General features: G+C 34.9%; 14 protein-coding genes. 1 reads left to right on the top strand and 13 read right to left on the bottom strand.

Annotated elements, in window-relative coordinates; genetic code table 11:
* Positions 1-64 precede the first annotated feature (64 nt).
* Entirely contained in the window at positions 65-226 is a 162-nt protein-coding gene (locus I7822_RS10625; RefSeq protein ID WP_207977806.1) for an anti-repressor SinI family protein, read from the top strand.
* Here I7822_RS10625 and I7822_RS10630 read toward each other — a convergent pair.
* From I7822_RS10630 to I7822_RS10690, 13 genes are all read right to left on the bottom strand, one after another.
* Positions 204-926, bottom strand: coding sequence for a response regulator transcription factor (locus tag I7822_RS10630; protein WP_207977809.1), 723 nt, complete (start codon positions 924-926; stop codon positions 204-206). The genes I7822_RS10625 and I7822_RS10630 overlap by 23 nt on opposite strands.
* 773 nt (positions 927-1699) lie before the next feature.
* Complete coding sequence (locus tag I7822_RS10635) at positions 1700-2110, bottom strand: YuzC family spore coat inner layer protein (RefSeq protein WP_207977811.1); 411 nt, start codon at positions 2108-2110, stop codon at positions 1700-1702.
* Between the two features lie 195 nt (positions 2111-2305).
* Positions 2306-3937, bottom strand: coding sequence for a PAS domain-containing sensor histidine kinase (locus tag I7822_RS10640; RefSeq protein ID WP_207977813.1), 1632 nt, complete (start codon positions 3935-3937; stop codon positions 2306-2308).
* A gap of 256 nt (positions 3938-4193) precedes the next feature.
* Positions 4194-5309 carry a rhamnogalacturonan acetylesterase gene (locus I7822_RS10645; RefSeq protein ID WP_207978050.1) on the bottom strand — a complete coding sequence of 372 codons (1116 nt, stop codon included), beginning with the start codon at positions 5307-5309 and terminating at the stop codon, positions 4194-4196.
* A 140-nt stretch (positions 5310-5449) separates the two neighbouring features.
* Positions 5450-7567, bottom strand: coding sequence for a rhamnogalacturonan lyase (locus I7822_RS10650; RefSeq protein ID WP_207978053.1), 2118 nt, complete (start codon positions 7565-7567; stop codon positions 5450-5452).
* 511 nt (positions 7568-8078) lie between these two features.
* A complete protein-coding gene (locus tag I7822_RS10655) occupies positions 8079-8714 on the bottom strand; it encodes a YesL family protein (RefSeq protein ID WP_207977815.1) in 636 nt (211 codons plus the stop codon).
* 99 nt (positions 8715-8813) lie between these two features.
* On the bottom strand, positions 8814-9614 hold the full coding sequence (locus tag I7822_RS10660; RefSeq protein ID WP_207977817.1) for a polysaccharide deacetylase family protein: 801 nt from the start codon (positions 9612-9614) through the stop codon (positions 8814-8816).
* Between the two features lie 25 nt (positions 9615-9639).
* Positions 9640-10350 (bottom strand): DUF1961 family protein, encoded by a 711-nt coding sequence (locus tag I7822_RS10665; protein WP_207978055.1) that lies wholly within the window; start codon positions 10348-10350, stop codon positions 9640-9642.
* A gap of 218 nt (positions 10351-10568) precedes the next feature.
* On the bottom strand, positions 10569-12833 hold the full coding sequence (locus I7822_RS10670; RefSeq protein WP_207977818.1) for a helix-turn-helix domain-containing protein: 2265 nt from the start codon (positions 12831-12833) through the stop codon (positions 10569-10571).
* A gap of 327 nt (positions 12834-13160) precedes the next feature.
* A complete protein-coding gene (locus tag I7822_RS10675; RefSeq protein WP_372442146.1) occupies positions 13161-14045 on the bottom strand; it encodes a carbohydrate ABC transporter permease in 885 nt (294 codons plus the stop codon).
* Between the two features lie 36 nt (positions 14046-14081).
* A complete protein-coding gene (locus I7822_RS10680; protein WP_243459417.1) occupies positions 14082-15008 on the bottom strand; it encodes an ABC transporter permease in 927 nt (308 codons plus the stop codon).
* Between the two features lie 260 nt (positions 15009-15268).
* A complete protein-coding gene (locus I7822_RS10685) occupies positions 15269-16792 on the bottom strand; it encodes an extracellular solute-binding protein (RefSeq protein ID WP_207977822.1) in 1524 nt (507 codons plus the stop codon).
* Between the two features lie 260 nt (positions 16793-17052).
* Positions 17053-19662: an exo-rhamnogalacturonan lyase family protein gene (locus tag I7822_RS10690; protein ID WP_307847722.1), complete on the bottom strand. Its 2610-nt coding sequence runs from the start codon at positions 19660-19662 to the stop codon at positions 17053-17055.
* Between the last annotated feature and the right edge of the window lie 237 nt (positions 19663-19899).

Here is a 19899-nt window from a genome sequence, read left to right on the forward strand (position 1 = left end):
TATACAAGCTTTATAGTTTATAAAGTATGATAAGGTTATCAAATTATCATGACGGAGGTTTCAAATGGAAAAGTTTAAGCATACCACTTTATCTGATTCAAATAGAGATCTCGATTATGAATGGATAAAGCTGATTCAAGAAGCATTCATTTTAGGTATAACAAAAGAAGAGATTAAACACTTTTTACAGACTTATGGTGATATTAATCATCAAAAAAGCCAGTAAATTTATACCCCATACCTCTCAAGGTTAAGACATAAATTGGCTCTGTAGGATGTGGTTCAATTTTTTTACGCAAATTACTGATATGTACCATTACAGTTCTATAATCACCAAGACTTTCTTCACCCCAAACCCGTTCAAACATCTGCTCCACGGTAAAAACTCGATTTGGGTTTTCTGCTAATAAGCATAATAGCTGATATTCTTTTGCTGATAGTGGTACCGTTTTTTTATTTACTTTTACAACACAGCTATTTTTATCTATTGTTAGTCCTGGAAAAACCAATACTGAGTCTTCAGTCCATTCATCTAGTTTAAATACTTGATGTGAAATATTTCTATTTCTACGTAGATGAGCTTGTACTTTAGCAACAAGTACTGCGGGACTAAAGGGCTTTGTTATGTAGTCATCTCCACCAATTCGATGCGCTAAAATTTTATCAAAATCATCTTCTTTTGAGCTTAAAAATAAAATAGGTGCACTTGTTCTTTGACGCACTATTCGACAAACCTCATAACCATCCATATCAGGGAGTAACACATCTAAAATGATTAAATTGGGACGATGGAGATCGACTAATTTAATTGCAGTATTTCCTAATCCAGCAACTGTAACTGAGTACCCCTCTTTTGACAAATACAGTTGTAAAATCGATCTGATATCTTCATCATCATCTATTATTAAAATTGTTTCTCCTGCCATTTGCTTTCCTCCAAATACATAAAGTGATTCTTACTAAATATATATATTTTTAATTATTAAATGTTAAGCAGTCTTATTATCTTCGCACTATGAAAAAGGACTTACTCATGGAGGTTTTTAAATAAAATCTTTAAATCTTTTCGCAAATATCAGATCTAATTAACTACAATCATTTAGTGATTTTTACCTAAACTATAAGAATTATAATGATCTAACACTGTTTAAGTTTAAAAAATATTACTAATGTAATGTTTTCCATATCCTTATTATAAACGCTTTCGACAATTGTTCAATCAAAATGTAATTTAAAGGATTCATATGTAGATTTTGGTTTATTTATTCAAATTTCATGGATAAGCCTAGAATTTCATCAGAAGGGTTTTTCTTTTTCACTCACTAATGGATAGCCAATTTTTTCACGATTAAAACGCCACATCACTATGGTTTTTCATTGTTCCAACACCCTGTCATTCCTTGGATCTTTACGGACTATTAACCCAACCAATCTTCTCGGTTTCTCTTGAATTTTAATGTGTTGTGGTATTACTGTAGGTTAAGAATGAGATAAATAAAATAACCTAGAAGAATATTGTGGTTTCCTTATATGAGGAAATCGTGTAAAAGTCATTTACTGATAATATGGGATAGAGGGGAGCTATATAGATTCTTGTTGGGTCAAAATATAATGTAATGTGTACTCAGGATCAAAAAGTGAAAATACACGAAAGAAATTGGGAGCTCCATCTCGTTTTCCATAAATTGAGTTAATCAATTTACATCCATCTAAGTCCAATTGTTAAGTGACAACAATCAGAACCATCCACTTTAGACGATAGCTTGAGGTTAATTCCATCTGGATTAAAAGTTGTCTCTACCTTTGACTTAATTCCGGTCGACTTGATTAACTGCTCAACTTCCTTCATATTTGATTGCTGTGCTGCATCCATAACCTTTTTAGCAAACGGTTTTGACCTTGCAAGCTCATTTAAAACCAAACTTGCTTCTTTCATTAAATGCTGCATTGATTTAGCAGATTGTTCAAATAATGTAGGATCGACATCAGGAAGTTGTCTACCTTGCTGTTGATAGTAATAATTGTAGGGGATTGTAGTTACCTGTCTTACTGGGTATCCATTGGGATAATATACCGGATTATACATAGGTTGACAATAGTAATGAGTCATTTAAATCCGCTCCTTTAGGTTAGTTGCCACTTTATAATATACGACTATACCATCTATTGGTGATTGTCTATTTACAACAATATCCAGATTTAATCTCAGAAGCTTTATGTAATTATAATTTGAGCTTGAATCTCAACCATAAAAAATCCCTATTCATCATTTGCTATTCGGCATTTGATGTATAGGGATCTTTCTTTATTTATTAATTGGCAAGACAAGCCTTACTGTTGTTCCTTCATTTACTATACTATTGAACTGAATTTGACCTTTATGAAACTCGACAATTCTATAGCTAACGGTTAACCCTAGGCCTGTCCCTTTCTCCTTCATCGAATAAAAAGGCTCTCCTAAATGCTTTAACCTCTCCTGGTCTATCCCGCATCCGTCATCTTTAAACAGAATACAAATATGGTCGTTATCTGTCTTATTAATAGAAACTTGCACTTTTTTTGATGTAGCTTCTATAGAATTTTTGATAATGTTTATAAATAACTGTTTTAATTGATTAGGCTCACAATCAACAAGTGGGAGCTTATCATTTGTTAAAATTTCTAACTCAACACCATATAAATTTGCTTCAGACTCAAGCAATGATTTCACATTTGATAGCAACTCATTTATATTTCGTTTTTGAAAATGAATTTGTTGGGGCTTAGCTAAAACTAAAAGCTCACTTGAGATAATATTAATTCGTTCAATTTCATCAAGCATAATTTTATAATACAGCTGGTTTTCATTACTTGAGGATTGGAGCATTTGGAGAAATCCTTTTAACGCTGTTAACGGATTTCTGATTTCATGTGCAACGCTTGCGGCCAACTCCCCTACAACTGAAAGCTTTTCAGTTTTACGAAGTAGCTCCATTGTTTCTTTTTCTTTTGTTATATCAACTGCATACCCAATCACACCTACAGTCTCATTATTAATGATCATAGGAACTGCTGTACAACGTAAACTCTTCTTTGACTGATCCTTTTTTATAATCTCAATTTCTTCATTAATCCACGGCTTGTTTTCTTGAATCACCTTTAGATAGGCTTCCCTAACCCGACGACGATCATTTTCTACGATAAGAGATAGTACTGACTTTTGAAAGAAATCTTCCTTGTTATAGCCAGTAAATTTGTAAAAATGGTCATTTACGTTTGTAAGATTACCTTGTAGATCAACCATATATACTAATTCTGGATTAAATTCAAACAATGATTTATATCTTTGTTCACTCTCTGCCAATTTCCTTTCAGCAGCAATCTTATCACTTACATCACGTCCCAATACGACGAGCTCTTTTCTTGTTCCATTTTCATTAAATATAGGAATCTTTATTGTATTAAACGTTTTAACCGTTCCATCTGGCATTGGGATTTCTTCAATACACTGACTAATCTCCCCTTTTAACCATGCTTCTTCATCTGATATCTCACAATATCTTAGTGCATCACGATAAAAATTGCTGTATTCAGCTAGCTCAGAATCCGTTTTACCACGGTAATCAACTTTCTCAATTTGAAATAGCTTTAAAGCGAACTCATTTGCCTTCGTCCACCTGCCATTACCATCTTTAAAATTAACAAAGTCTACCATTGAATTGATTAATATATTTAACTTATTTTTCTCTAGCCTTTCTTTTTCATAGGCTTCCTTTTTTACTATTAAATAGTAGAAAAACACACTAGTTAGCACAACAAATATGCTTCCTTTAATATTTTGAAAGATTAAATGAGTATCTGTTGGAATTCCGATAAAGACAATTAAGTTATCAGTAACAATAATCCAAACGAAGCTGAATATAATATATAATAAAAGCCATTTTACTTTTTTTGCCATAATTCTCTCCTTGAATATTGTCGATTAATGACTATTTTACTATAATTAATCCTTGATTACATTATAATTATTCATATAGAAAATTTTTCATTTCGTTTTAAGTTCTATTTTTTTAAACAAGTTTTAAAGTAGGAAAGGTCCTATTTCTTGCACATCTTGAGAGGTAAAGGCTTGAAAACGCAAAAAAAGGCTGTATAAAGGGCTAACTTTTATACAGCCTTGTCTATTAAATTACTATTTCATTTTCCATTAATCTTTAACGAGACATAAATCCAACAAAGCCTTGTCTATTCAAATCTTCAGCCACAATTTGGGCAAGTTGTTTTGCTCCATCACGGTTAGGGTGTAAGCTATCTCCAGGCATATAAAGTTTACTGGTAGCTTCAGGACCAATTGATTTAAAGTATTTTGAACTTAGTACATTTAGATCAACTAATGGGACATTTTCTTCCTTCGCTAGAGCTAAAATAGAATGTCTATACCATCTATTTTCTGAATTATGCACATTTTCTGAATTAAAATCCGTTGCCCTACCTTGAGGAGTTGATAGTATCACAGTTGCTCCTTTTTCTTTGACTACTCTAACCATGTCTCTCATAATCTCTTTAAATTCTGATTCGGTTGTCTTATTTTTTGGATTTGTGTCATTAATTCCTAACTGTAATAGAAAATAGTCACCTGGTTTAATATACTTCAAGATTGCTTCAAGTTGACCATCGTCCCTAAAGCCCCTGGCAATTTGACCCCCTGAAGCCATATTTCGTACTTGATATGTTTCCGTATCAACAAACTCTGGCAACAGTTGTCCCCAACCTGCTTGTAAACTATTCTCTAATGGGTAGTAGTTACAAACTGTAGAGTCTCCACCAATATAAATTGTCGGTTTCATTACAGCATGTTTAGATAGTTTCTTGATCTCAATAGCACTAAGAGTAAAGTTTGTACCAACTTTTCCCTCTGTAACAAGTAGATTTAATTGATTGTCTGTAATAGGGATTTGAAATGTATCTGTTGCTGAGTTTCCAGTCATATTGATGAGTTGAAAAACTCCTTCTGCAGCAACACTTGCTCTTGCAGTATCACCAAGTGTTACAGTTACTTCGTAAAGCCCATTAGGGAGATCGACATTGAATGTGTTCTCACTTTTCGTGCCAAAGGCTAAAAATTGAACAGCATCACTAGCTACCCCTGTTCCTGCAGCTGTAACATTCCTCATGTTTTCTGGTGTGTTAAATCCATATCCACTTTTTTCATTATAACGGGTCGTTGCGCTAACTCCCGTAAATCCCTTTTCTACTGGACCCACTCCAAAATCAAATTGATATTTTTTCGGAGCTGCTTGTGATGCCTCTACATGAGGGGTTACCGCCATACCTTGGATGAAAATTGATAACAAAAGAATAACACTTAATAATCTCCAGAGTTTCCCTTGTCCCAAACTAGTTCCTCCTTTTTAAAAATGAACGTTATTTGTTGTACGATTAACGGTTGCTATTTCGAAAGACGGAGTTATTAATGATTAGTAACCCTAAGCGTATCTTCACCTACAAAATATCCCCCATTTTCTAATGAGCCTGTTATGGATACCTCAATTTCCCCAGACTCACCGTTAAGTGCACTAATAATGTCTTGTTGATTAAACTTAACAGTGTTTCCTTTTAGTACTCCAGATATTGTTTTATTGTTAATACTCATTTTTACGGATGTTATTTTTGATTCTAAAGCTGTATTCACCTTTGCTGTTACTGAATTTTCACTACTGTTCTTATTTGTCTTTAGCACGTTAGGCGACACTTCCACATTAATTTGTGAAACAACATACATATTTGGTACAGAAGGATTTTTCATGCCATTACCTAGATAAAAGCTTGTATGTGGCGGCTGATTATAGGCTACATTTTGCCATGAAACACCTAAACGATAAACGCGATCATGCATTAGTGTGTAAATTCGTTGATTCGTCATGTTTGTTGTTGTATAAATTCTTAGCTCACTACTATCTGCCGCTCTCCACATTGCTTCTTCACGCCAGTCACCAAATAGATCGGCCTGCAAGCTCGGATTGCCCTTCGTCCAGTTATTAGATGCTGAACCTTCTGCAGTTAGTAGATTAACTGTTGTATTGTTTTCATAATCCCATTTATCAATTTTACCTGTTCCATAACCTATAGACTCATCCCAATTATGGTCTAGGAGCTCACGCGATAAGTCGCCATCCCACCAAATGCCAAAATTCGTTGATGAAGGCATCGCTTCTGTTATTAATTCTCCAGAACTTGAGTATATGCCACCTCTTGCCCAAACCTCTTCACCTTCATAGCGAGGATCAATATCAGCTGACATTCCTCTTCCAGTATCTCTTCCTGTAAAGATTCCCCAAAGAACTTCTCCTGAATCAGCATCTCTGTACTCCATTCCATATTCAGAGCTTTTATCTTCATGCACTTGAAATACTTCCAAACCGGGATGATTTGGATTTAAATCACCTAAATGCATGGCATCACCATGACCTAAACCAGTTGTGTATAACCCGGTACCATCATCATCAATTGCCATTGCACCATAAATGATTTCATCTTTTCCATCATCATCCACATCTGCAACACTTAAATTATGATTCCCTTGACCCGCATAGTCTTCGTTGCCTGGAGTGTCACTATCAAACGTCCACTCCTTCGTCAATTTCCCATCGCGAAAATTATAGGCTACTAGCATTGTTTTTTCATAATAACCACGCGCCATAATGAGACTTGGTCTTTCACCATCAAGGTAAGCAATACCTGCTAAGAAGCGATCCACACGATTTCCATATCCATCGCCCCAATCCGTTACATTTCCTCTTGCTGGTTCAAAATCAGTTGTCACAATCTCCTGACCAGTTTCTCCATTAAAAATCGTAAGGAACTCAGGCCCTTCCAATACTCTGCCTTCTGCATTTCTATAATCAGCATTCGGGTCACCAATAACCTTACCTGCAGCATCCGTCGTTCCATCAGCAGTTTTTAACGCGACCTCTGATTTACCATCCCCATCAAGGTCATAAACCATAAATTGCGTATAGTGGGCACCGGCTCTTATATTTTCCCCAAGGCCAATCCTCCATAAATGGCTTCCATCCATCTCATAAGCATCGACAAAGACCTCACCAGTCACACCATTTCTCGAATTATCTTGTGAGTTCGAAGGATCCCATTTTAATACAATTTCATATTGACCATCTCCATCAAGATCACCAACACTTGCGTCATTTGCATGATAGGTATAGGATGATCCATCTGGATTGATTCCATCAGCTGGTTTTTCTAGCGGCACTGAAAGGTAGTTTTTCCCCCAGACACCAACCTCTTTTGATTTGGATTGTACTTTACCATCCAATACTGCACGTACAGTATAAGTAGAATCCGCCTTACCTTGCTCATCAAGAAAGTTTGTGTTCGATTTAATTGGTGAGGAATTTACCTTCTCCCCATCCCGATATAGGTTGAAAGAAATATCTTCAGGTTCATTTCCTAACAATCTCCAACTTATAAAAACACCATTTTCTACTTTTACAGCTACTAAACCTCGATCTAAGAATTCCAATTGATAATTTTTATAGGAAGTATCATTACCCGGTGTGCTGTTTGCCATTGTTGCTTGAGGCGCAAACAGTGAAGCAGTAAATATTGAGCAAATTAAAAATTTACTTGTTTTTCTTAATCGATTTTCTGTTTTATTAAACATAAAAAACCTCCAGATTAGATTAAAACGAAGCGCTTTCAATTAATACCAGATTTAATTGGTGAAAAAGTCTTCCATCCTAGTTTTTTTGCATAGGTGTGAAAAACAAACTATTTTGTTTATTGTAAAAACTAGTTCTTTTCGCTAAAATAATAATAGGTTATAGTACCTATTCTATACAAACTCACCAGATATAGAGATTAGGTTATTCTTGCCACTTTCCTCCTTCCCTTCATTTTGAAAAACCCTAATGAAAGACTCCTTTATAACCTATCTGAATCTTTTTTTACAAACAACCACACTTTTTTGCTTCACCATTTTTATTACCACTTTGCACATTCTTGAAAATTGAGAATTTTTTGTTAAAGGGGATACCCCTACCTAACTAAGAAAATGATTAGGATATTAGGTAGGGATCTTTCTATTTTTGGAGAGCAAACTCTTCTTGCTTTTTCTCAATTTTTGAAAAAGCGAGAAGTGCAGACCACATAATTACAAATGCGGAGAGGCTTCCGCAAAAAATTGGAATTAATCCGGGAATGGTTATCATTAAGAAATAAATTGCAACTGTCCCAATTACCATCATGATCGTTGGTAATGGATGTAAAATCATAATAATAAACGAGTTTTTTATTGCCTGAAAAATCTTTGTTTCATAATGGACAATGACTGGGAAAAAATAAAAAGATGTTAAGACATACCCTAAAAAGATCATTAACAATGGAAAATATATCAGCCTTATCAATCCATTTGCTTCCCTAACAATAGATAGATCAAAATATAATATATATCCAATGACAAACATTATGATCCCTATAACATTACTTTTCTTGAACTCTTTCTTATATGAGGTTAGAAATGTTTTAAAAACAGGGATATCTGTTTCTCCCATAATCAACTTTCGAATCACTGCAAGCATAGCTGTGGTTGCTGGAAAAAAACCAAAAACGATTAATCCAACAAGTGTAAATACAATCCATAATAAGTTTATATATGCTAGTTTCATAATCCATTCTGAAATTTTATAAAAGCCACCTGCTAACCCATTCATTTGCATTCATATCTCCTCCTTATCAGTTTGTGTCGTTACAAAAGACGCTATAAAAAACGAAATATCAATTTTCAATAAGTTTTTGGACTATTTAAATTCAAATGTTTATATTAATGCCACTTGACTCCCGCCAGGTACATTCACTATATTCCCATCAACACTTAGCCACACAGACAAGGCTGATGGATTATAGACAAATTGACTGTCTGCAGAAAACTTCAGGTTTTGAAAGGCATTCATATAATCAACCATTTCAATATTTGTTGCATACCAAATATCATTTCGATTGCCGACAAATTGACAAAAACTTTCGATTAGTTCCCAGTTTTGGTCATTGTCAAACTCATAGCTATGTCCCCATACATACATCATGTAGAGGTATTGTTTTTTGTGAAAATTTATAAAATCTTCTGCGAGCTTCATTAAATTCTTATTGTGATGGCAGGTTGGATTCCATTCAAAAAAATCATCAGGCATTGAAAACTCACCTGTTGAATAAACAGTTCTTCCATACTCTATACCGAGATATGGTAGAACCTCTTTAATAAGACGATTGTAAGAACCGTTCGGATAGGACAACCCTCTAACGGGATACTCGACTATTCTCTCTAAACCTTTACGGTCGTCGATTATTTCCTCAATTAATTGTTCTTTTGGAGATCTTGCAATTGTTGGATGTGTAACGGTATGGGTAGAAACCTCGTGACCGTAGTACAACTCTTTTATTTCCTCCTGTGAGATGCGATCTCCCACTCCTAATAACCCAGAATTTATATGAAATGTTCCCTTTATCCCATAGTGATTTAAGATGTCTACTAATTTCCTATCAGCTGCTCTTCCATCATCATAGCTTAATGTTAATACTTTATGTTTTCCTTCAGGGAATGCTAACATTACTTTTGGCATTCTATTTCCCTCTCCTTATGTACGTTCATATCAACTTCTTTTGTTTTGACAAAAGTGCCTCATGAACTTGAAAATTACTATATGCTGCCTTCATTGGAGCCATTTGTCGAAACCCAATTTTCCCTTCGGATAATATGCTTCCAAATTCGGTTCCATCATCCTCCCATTCTAGTACAGGTAATTGATTGATCGTAAATTGAACGATTCCTTCATATTTAATTAGCTTCATATTATATGGTGGTATTGCATCCTCTACAGGGGGCAAGGGATCCGCTCCAATAGCTGCTAAATGAAAACCATAGCTTTTCCGCAAATTACAAGTTCGAAATGATCGTTCATCAGCATGCTTGTGTCGAAAATAGGATAAATGCAGGGCATTAATTGCTCCTGAATGATATTCAGGATACTTACCATTTCTTTTAGGGAGGTTAGGACTGAACAAATCTTCACCATTACGACCTGTTGCAGCAAAAAATAGCATACAAAGACCTGGTTCTCTAATCGGATAAAATTCCCATTCGATGATTACTTTATCTGGAAAGTTAATTGGGCACCAAAATACCCAATGAGAATTATCTCCATGTACTGATGGATCTAATTTATTTTCTAACTGAAGACGATTTTCTTCAAAACTAACTCTTGCTTCACCTTCTATTAACCAATCAGCAATATCATTGGTTGATGACAATGAATTTTTATATATTCTTTTTCCTCTTTCAAAAAAATAGCTGTGCATCATAAAACAATTCCCTCCGTATACACAAAAAATTAAATGGATAAGCATTTCGAACTTTCTATTTTCTAGTTTATTAAAAACAATAAACGTTTTTAACTAATCCTCTTTTATTTCATTCATCCATTATTGTAATTGAAATAGTTTTACAGATCGTTCATAGGTTGAAAAGGGGGCACATTCCTCTAGTAATCTATCAAATATATAGACGACTAAGAAACCTAACTGTCCTTTTCTATCTCCAGCAACTCTTTTTCTTGATGCAATTTCCGATATTGGCTTGGCGGTATACCCATCTGCTTTTTAAATATTCGATTAAAATAGCTATGACGATATCCGACAGCTTCAGCAATATCATTTATTTTCATTGTGGAATGTAACAGTAATTCCTTTGCTTTTTGAATCCTTATATCTGTTAAATAATCAATGAAGTTAATACCGACAATTAGTTTGAAAGCCTTACTTAGAGAGTAAGGGTTTGTACCAGCTTCCTCAGCACAACTATCTAAAGAAATATCATTCATATAATTTTCTTGGATCAATAAAACCACTTTTTCTACGATTCTTTTTAATTCCATATTCATTCTGCCTTCAAGTCTCTGATTAAAAGGGAGGATGATCGATTCTATAAACCATTTTGTAAATCTTTCAATTGTATGGACCTGTGCAAGCTCCTCAAACATATCTTTACCATTATATAAATCATGAGGATGGATGCCTGCATGCAAAATTTCATGCTGGATACTACTATACAATTGCCTTACTCCCTGTTGAATATTAATCTCATTTCTCCCATTCTCGGCAATTCCTTCAATAAACTGATGAATTAATTTTTCAATTTCCTCAATTTGCCCCATTCTTATCGCTTGAATAATTTCTTTTTCAACTGCAAATGGATAGCGAAAACTATTTATATCCTTTAAAGAACCCATTTCCTGGAGATCGATGATTTGATTTTTATTTTCAAAAATTCGAAGACGTTTCCACTTGTCCATTTCTTCAAAAAGATAATGGACTTTTTTAATGCTATTTGTAGATTCGCTTATTGACACAATTACTTGCAAGTTGATAATTTCATTCACTGCATCTATTACCTTATTAGCAAATCGTTGAATATCTTCATTAATCATCGTTCCAGAAGGATAAACCACTAATACCCCCACTGAAAGATCAGAGAACTTGATCACATTATACTGTTCAAAAATCTCACCAGCTAACTCTTCCATTATATTGGCAGTTAAAAAGGTGACAAGACTTTCATCATTATTTGAAAAACGGTCTTTTGATTCAAACAACCCTGTTAATTTAACATCAAGCGCAATATATTGATGATTTTCAACTACCCATCCATAACTTTTCATTCGTTTTACTAAATCTTCTTCTTTATAATGTGAAAAATATCCTTGAACAAGCTGTACAACAAAGCTATTCTTTATTTCTGTCACCTGTTCTGATAAGCGATTTTGTAATAAATGACTCCTTTGTGATAGTTCTTCCCATTGTTGTTCAATTAATAAAAATTCATCTTTTCCGGTAGGTTTCCATTTTTCAGTTGTTTCGTTCATCAATTTACACATTAAATTTCTAATTGGTGTATAAATTCGATAAGATGCAAACCAAGACATAATAATAGCTAAAATAAGAGCAGATGCACTAATAATTAATATGATTCTCGAAACAATAACGAGTGGTTCCGTAATTGATGACATTGGCGCCGCTGATACATATTTCCAATCTGAATCAACTCTAGATAAATGACCTAAAGAAACCGAATAGATTTGATTATCAAAAGTAAATTGAAACGATTCTTTATTGTCATCATGGTTTGTTAACTTATTTTTTAAAGCGCTTACAAACGATTGGTCATTTGTGTTATTTGCTGAAAGTATGACCTCATTATCACGATTCAAAATAAATGTAGCGCCTTTCCCATAAGGTGTTAGAGTTTTTAATAAATCGAGTGCTTTATCCCTATGAATTGTAATAATAATTGAGCCAAAAGGATGTTTACTAGCTGCAGGGATCGTATGAATTAAAGCTAAACTTGATTCATTTTGATCTTTTCCTGGATAATGACCCCAATATATGTTTCTACCCTCTAAAGTCTTGTGAAATTTGCTGATTTCCTGTTCATTTAAAAGCTGATATTCAGTATTAAACAAGATCTTTTTTTCTCCCTCTATATAAAGGTCAACATCTTTAATAAGAGGATGTGTTCCTTGTAAACGCACTAGTGTTTTTGAAATATCATATGATTCTGTAAATTGTTTAACAAGGTCTATGTTTCTTAATGATTCTCCAAATTGAGGTTCGATCGCCCAACGTGATGCCGAATACTCCAAATTCCTAAATTGTTCATCAATATTTTTTGCTCTTTGCTCAATTTGATCTCCATGAAGTTTACGGAGCTCGTCCTCCACTGCGCCAACAGCAATCCAGTAAATAAGAACTCCAGTAATTAATCCTGGAATACTGGCAATAAGCAAAATAAGGATAAAATTTTTCTGATAATGACTAATGCTCCAATTGATTTTTTTTAGATGGTTGCCTACACTCCTTATCCCAATTAAATCCCCCCTAATCCAACATAAAACAACATTTACATTGCCTATTATGTCACATTTCAATCATAAAAAGAAAGCGGTTTATTAAAAATGGGACAATCTTATTACTACGTATACAAAGAGGCTGACTCAAAAGGGTCTGGCACCTCCCAACATTACTAATATATAGTAGCCTTTAACGTTTAAGGTGCTATACATTGTGTTGGAGGGGTCTGACCCTTTGGTTTTGAGTCACCCTCTTCCTTTCAATTATCCTTTTACAGATCCTAATAACATTCCTTTTGCAAAATGCTTCTGAAGGAAAGGGTATATGATCAAAATCGGTAATGTTGCCACGACAACGACTGCAAGCTTCAATGATTGCTCTGGGGGTTCAACATATTCACCACCCATTGAGGTCGGATCGTTTAACATCGTTTGTGATAGGAGAATGATTTGTTGAAGCAATACTTGTACAGGCCATTTCGTATTGTCATTGATGTATAATAATGCACTAAAGAAATCATTCCAAATGGCTACGGCATAAAAGAGCGCAAAGGTTGCAAGCACTGGTTTTGATAGTGGGAGCATTATTCTCCAGAAAATCCCAAATTCAGTACAACCATCAATTTTAGCTGACTCTTCTAATTCTAATGGAATATTTTGAAAAAATGTTTTGACAATAATTAAATTAAACGGATTAATCGCTAGAGGTAATATCAATGCCCAATAGGAATCCAATAACCCCAATGATTTTACCACTAAATAGGTAGGGATCATGCCTCCGCCAAATAGCATTGAAAATATAATGAGATTCATAATTGTACTACGTCCCATTAAATGTTTTCTTGAAAGCGGATATGCCATCGTAAAGGTAAAAAATAGACATACAAGTGTTCCTACCACTGTTACACCAATCGATACTAAAATGCTGCGTGTAAATGTACCTGTAGAAAAAATATATTTATAGGATTCTAGTGAAAATGTTTCAGGAATGAGAAAAAAGCTTCTTCTCGTTAATTCTGCCTCTGTAGCAAATGATCCAGCAATAATATATATGAATGGACAAACCATTAACAATCCGATTATCCCTAAAAAAATAAAGTTAAATACATCAAATACTCTTCCCGCTGGAGTATTGTGCATTTTTGGCATCGCCATTTGTAAGCACCTCCTCTAAATTTAAACCAACTAAAAGATCCCGTCTTGTCCCAATTTCTTCGCAAGCTTGTTTGCACCTAAAACAAGAATGATGCCGACCACTGATTTAAACAAGCCTACTGCTGTACTATAACTATATGCACCTTGTGTAATCCCCACAAAGTAAACATAAGTATCAAATACATCAGCAACACTGCGGTTTAAAGAATTAGACATTAAGAAAATTTGTTGAAACCCTGTATCAAGGAAGTTTCCAAGTCGCAATATAAGTAAAACTACTATTGTACTTCTAACAGCTGGGAGTGTGACATGCCACAATCTCCGAAACCGTCCTGCTCCGTCTACAATGGCTGCTTCGTACTGTTCTTGGTCAACAGTAGCTAAGGCTGCTAAGAAAATAACAGTTCCCCAACCTGTTTCTTTCCAAATGATTTGCCCCATAATTAATGGACGAAACCACTCAGGAGATGATAAGAAATTAATTTCCTTCCCATAAAAGTAAGAAACGATCTCATTTATTACACCACCACTAGTAGTAAAAAAGATATACGTAATACTTGCAATAATGACCCATGACATAAAATGGGGTACATATATAAATGTTTGTACAGTTCTTTTATACGAATTAATCCTTAATTCGTTTAATAAAAGTGATAAGATAATTGGAGCTGGAAAGAAGAATACTAAATCTAATACGGCCAAAATAAAGGTATTTCTTAATAATCTAAAAAAATCTGGGTTTTGGAAAAAGTCTATAAAATTTTCAAATCCAACCCATTCACTGCCAAGCACACCTTTAAACGGAGAATAATCTTGAAAAGCAATGACAATCCCCCACATTGGTGCATATTTAAAAATAAGGAAATATAATATTCCAGGAACTAATAACAGATACAACCATCTATCCCTTTTCAATCGTTGCAGTCTTGTAATTGTTGTTGTTTGTTTTTCACTCAATAAATTAGTTGAGTGACTGAAATCCTGTTTGACTTTTTGAGTTTTTAGAAAAGCCACTTTCGCTCCCTTCCCTTCTTTGAGTACGATTATTTTTTAATAGACTGTTAAACTTGGTTGTTGATTTCCGCTGCAGGCGTTCGCTTTCCGCTCCAACCAACAAAGTGCTAAAATCAACGGTGAGCTTTAACGAGCCATTTAATAAAGTCTATCTCAAAAGGCAGCTGCCCCTTTGTTTTTGAGACAGACTCTTTTTGGAAATGTTAGTTTGACTCTTTGTATAATTTATTTATTTCTTCAATATAATCGTCTCCACCAGTACTGCGCCATAATTCAATTGCGTCTTTAAATCCTGCTTCATCAATTTGACCAACGATAAATTTAATTTTTGCATCATTGATAATATTGTCTAATTGCTGACCCTTTTGAGCGTAAACTTCAGAAACGAGTGCTTCAGCAGGGTTTGGTACAACAATTTCTTCATTTTCCTTCTTAACTATTTCTTCTTTTTCTAACAACGGAGTTTGCTCTGCCTGAATAAATCGATTCTCAGGTATTCCAGTCTGAAATTGATTCAGGTCTGTGAACTCATTAATAAGAGCTTCATTATTTTCCGTAAGTTCTACTAAATTACCGTCTTTTATCTCGTAATGACGTCCCTCTAAGCCATTGTAGGCGAAAGTTTGAGCTTCCTCTTCACTTAACTTATCTATAAAAGCTAAAACTTTTTTCAGCTCTTCTTCTGTTTTTACGCTGGATTTAGGAATGGCAAGCATACCCGAATATCCAGATGTAGGTAAATTGTGTAGACCTGTAGGACCTTCAACAGCACCTATAACATCAATTGGCTCTTTTAAGTTCGGATTTGCTGCCAGCATATCCTCTTCTGCACGATGGGCACGGTCAACAACATCGACAATCACACCTGCTTGTCCATTCAGAAGCGGGTCACCCCATTTTTGCGGATCCATTACGGCAAAATCTTCATTGATTAACCCTTCATCATAGAGCTTTTTAAAGAACATTAACGCATTGAAATATTCTTCCGTCATAAAATCAGGCTGCAGGGTTCCATCTTCGTTTTCACCCCACTTATTTGGAGCTCCAAACCAAGTTTGCATAATATCCCACGGACCTGTGTATTTCGAAACAACCATACCGTAAGTATCATCTTTTCCATTTCCATCTGGGTCATTTTCTGTGAACGCTTTCAATACATTGTAAAAATCATCGATTGTTTTCGGGGTTTGTAACCCAACATTACTCAACCAGTCTTTTCTAAATGTAATACCGTTTCTTCCTAACGGGCGACTACGATAGATACCGTAAATCTTTCCGCCTATGGAGCTATTATTTAATGTAATTTCATTTGCTTGACTTAAATTAGGATAATCCTTTAAATAAGGCCCAAGTTCCCAAAAAGCCCCATCCTTAACTGCACTTATGAAACTAGGTATCTTTGACGGAATCATCATAATATCCGGTAGCTCACCAGATGCTAATGTAATATTTAATTTGTCAGAATATGAACTATTAAGAACCCAATTTACTTTAATATCTGTTTCCATAAATTTTTCAAGTTCTTTAAATACAGGACTATCTTCACCTGGTGGTTCTGGCGAATATGCCGTTGTCATAATCGATATTGTATTATCAGATTCGCTTTTTTCAGATTCTTTACTAGTTGTTTCTGAATTACTACATGCGACTAATGATGAAGAAAGAAGCATTGTTGAAAGTAATGGAAGGACAATTTTTTTACTAAGCTCTTTTTTACTTTTACCCATTTAAAATCCAGCCCCCTGTAATTTAATGATTTTTTATTTGGAATCAAGCTTTCACTGTGTAAGCAGCTTGACCTCTACCTTTACATTAATTCGATTCTTTTTTTCTAACAATTATCATTTTTTGTTTTCTTTAAAACCCTTGTAATTACTGCATTTATCATGTGAATTGCTACTTTTTTGTCTAGGTAATACTTTCTTGTAAGATTGATTTTCGGTTAGTTTAAAGTCAGGCGAAATGGTATTATGGTACAATTTCATGATTATTTCATTTCGTTTAGAAGTTTTATATTCTCATTATTAATTAGAAGCTGATCTGCAGATAAATATTCTCCAATCAACTCCAAGGCAATGATCGTATTTAAGCACCATTGGGAGGTTGTATTGGTCGTAATTGTTGAAACCTCTGTCAAATGCTTCCATGCTTTAACTTCTTTTTCTACAATTGGTAGACTCATCTCACTGATTTCTTCATCTAATAATAATTTCCAAGCTTTTGCTGCTAGTGAAGAATCCTTTTTCTTTGCTGCTGCAAAGGCAACCATGCCTGCCGCTAACATTGGCAGACTAAATAAATTATCATGTAAAATCCCATTGCTTCTTTTCAATTTTTCTTCTTGACTTAAGACGTAAAATTCCCCAAATTCTACCAACATGTCATCCCATTCATCGTCACCTAATAATTGGGATAGCTCCATCCATGCTTGAGGGCCTCCAAAAGCAATGACCATATGATAACTACCTTCATTTCCATCTCCCATGTGAAGAAGCTCGTTTGTCTCTGGGCTATATCCAAAGGTTGGACCTGATAGCAAACGTAATGGTAATTGTTTTAACGTTTCTATTCCAGTTGAAATTTTATCACGATAGTTTGTATTTTCTGTTCTCTCCCATTCAGAAAGCCAATTGGAACAAAACGCTGCCCAATCCGGACCAACACGAACATGTGTCTTATATTGATCATCTGGATAGAATTCTCTCATCGGATCTAAATTCGAAAGCCCATGATCTGCGTCTCTAACTTCGATTAATAAATCACTTGTTCGTTCATCTGTTGTCAAAAAATAATAAAATTTATGAAGGCCAGCCATACTTATTCTAGCTTCCTTACAGCCACATCCCCAATGTACTACATTATGTCTAGATCCCAAACCGGCGTATTCTCCAAAGTGGTAGACATCTACTTCACTTGTATGTCGGGTCATCGCCTCAGCCATCTTGAAGATATCTTCACGACCAGAACGTAAAAAAGCATACCATAGCCAAATATTTGGCACCAGCTCAGTATTTTGCCATGCAAATCCCCCTAAATCATATCTCCATTGATGACGAATCGAATCATAGGTATGCATAACATCTCCATAGTTCCAGAATCCATACCATCTTCGTTGATCAATTTCACGTTTGTAAAAACTAATCGCCTTGTTTAGCTCTGATTCTAATTGCGCTTTTATTGGATGGCTAGTATCTGGTAAACTCCATATACCTAAAGCTTTTGTCTTGTAATAATAGGTTGGGTCACAGACTAATAGGATCGGTGATTGCCATTCTTCTGCTTTCTCTACTAGTTCTTCATGTGATGGTGCATTGTTATAGCACTGTAAAAAAACCTCATTAGTGTTTGCTATTCCAAAAGGTGTTGCCCGCATTTCATCGAATCCCTCATAGGCACTAACCACATGAGTCTCATTACTGTAATGTCTTAAATCCATTGCTTCACAATCTGGAGACCAAAACCAAACCTTTAGTTTTGATGTTAGTTTATTTAAACCGTTAACTTCTAATGTTGATGGGAACTTCTGCCAAAAGTTTTTAACACCAATAGCAATTCCTCCGTTTTCTCCGCCTGCATAAAGCAACCCCTTTGCCCTTGTTCCATGAGTTGATTCAACCCATGAATATCCATTGCTTGTACGTTTCATTATTCGATAATGGTCTGCTGAATCTTGTGTTAATTTAAAATCATTCCAGATTGCATTTTGCTGAATATGTTCAAGCAAAGCCTGATGTTGATTATCAAAAAGACTTACGATTTCTCCATTAATTTGCTTTTCATATAATCCGCCTGCATTTCGATGTCTTCTCGTTAACAATAGCTGAGCTGGTTCTGAGTAGATTCCTTCATCACCTGCAAATCGAATATGACGATTCCATGCCTCCCCCCGCAAAGGAAGCGAAAATTCCATTCCAAGCCCTTTAATAAAATCTGTTTGAGGATCTCCATCATAGAAAAATGTATGAACCATCTTTATCGATGAGGTTCTTGCATAAAAATAGATTCGTAATTGAAAAGGCAGCCATGATCGCTTGTGATTAATAGAAATCGCTTCATGTTCACCTTCAATTTTTATTACACATCTTACTGAACCGTTCTGTTCGATTTCTGCAGTTTTTATCTTACTTTCTAATGGGATTTCCTGAATCGTCTTTACCCCTGAGGTCTCATCACGTACTTCTTGGATTGAGATTAATCTCCCTTTATTCCCTAGTTTTTTTGAATCGCTTACAATTTCCTCAATAAAATTAGTTCCTTGTTTGTTTATGATACATTGCATTTCTCCCGTATCAACTTTAATTTGATTCCCTGATTCTATTACTTGTATCGGGCTTTCCGGTATTTGATTTTCACCAGTTGTTAATTCATATGACTGTTCATTTGCTAGAAAAACTGCACTGTGTCCTGTCCATTTCACACTACCATCCGGCCAATAGGCCATCGGCCAGCTTTGAATAGGTGTTTTCTTACCATTTTCCTCCATAAGACATAAGGTTTCTTCTCGCTTTAGAATTCCATACTCCCACGGAACACCCCATGAAACACCTGAACGACCTTTCGGCTTATGTTTTAGCCACTTCAATTTCAAAACCAACACAACCTTTCCTTTCCTATCTGAAAACGTAAGACTACCTTCATTATTTGTCAGAATATTCTTTCCTTCAACCAGACTATTTTGATTCATTGTGGTCAGTATGCATTTGCAGATGATCTTGTTAATTAACACTTTTTTGTCATCCAATATTTTTTTGCAAATGTAATGGATGACATAAAGTCCTGAGCTTACCAATTGAAAGCTCAGGACTTTGCAGGAATATCTCTATATTTGCTTCTA

The sequence above is a fragment of the Metabacillus bambusae genome, assembly GCF_017497975.1.
In the GTDB taxonomy this organism is placed as follows: domain Bacteria; phylum Bacillota; class Bacilli; order Bacillales; family Bacillaceae; genus Metabacillus; species Metabacillus bambusae.

Excerpts from the sequence above, each read along its gene's own strand:
- I7822_RS10625 (WP_207977806.1), top strand. The coding sequence starts at position 65 with ATGGAAAAGTTTAAGCATACCACTTTATCTGATTCAAATAGAGATCTC.
- I7822_RS10630 (WP_207977809.1), bottom strand. The coding sequence starts at position 926 with ATGGCAGGAGAAACAATTTTAATAATAGATGATGATGAAGATATCAGA.
- I7822_RS10635 (WP_207977811.1), bottom strand. The coding sequence starts at position 2,110 with ATGACTCATTACTATTGTCAACCTATGTATAATCCGGTATATTATCCC.
- I7822_RS10640 (WP_207977813.1), bottom strand. The coding sequence starts at position 3,937 with ATGGCAAAAAAAGTAAAATGGCTTTTATTATATATTATATTCAGCTTC.
- I7822_RS10645 (WP_207978050.1), bottom strand. The coding sequence starts at position 5,309 with ATGGCGGTAACCCCTCATGTAGAGGCATCACAAGCAGCTCCGAAAAAA.
- I7822_RS10650 (WP_207978053.1), bottom strand. The coding sequence starts at position 7,567 with ATGGCAAACAGCACACCGGGTAATGATACTTCCTATAAAAATTATCAA.
- I7822_RS10655 (WP_207977815.1), bottom strand. The coding sequence starts at position 8,714 with ATGCAAATGAATGGGTTAGCAGGTGGCTTTTATAAAATTTCAGAATGG.
- I7822_RS10660 (WP_207977817.1), bottom strand. The coding sequence starts at position 9,614 with ATGCCAAAAGTAATGTTAGCATTCCCTGAAGGAAAACATAAAGTATTA.
- I7822_RS10665 (WP_207978055.1), bottom strand. The coding sequence starts at position 10,350 with ATGCACAGCTATTTTTTTGAAAGAGGAAAAAGAATATATAAAAATTCA.
- I7822_RS10675 (WP_372442146.1), bottom strand. The coding sequence starts at position 14,045 with ATGCCAAAAATGCACAATACTCCAGCGGGAAGAGTATTTGATGTATTT.
- I7822_RS10685 (WP_207977822.1), bottom strand. The coding sequence starts at position 16,792 with ATGGGTAAAAGTAAAAAAGAGCTTAGTAAAAAAATTGTCCTTCCATTA.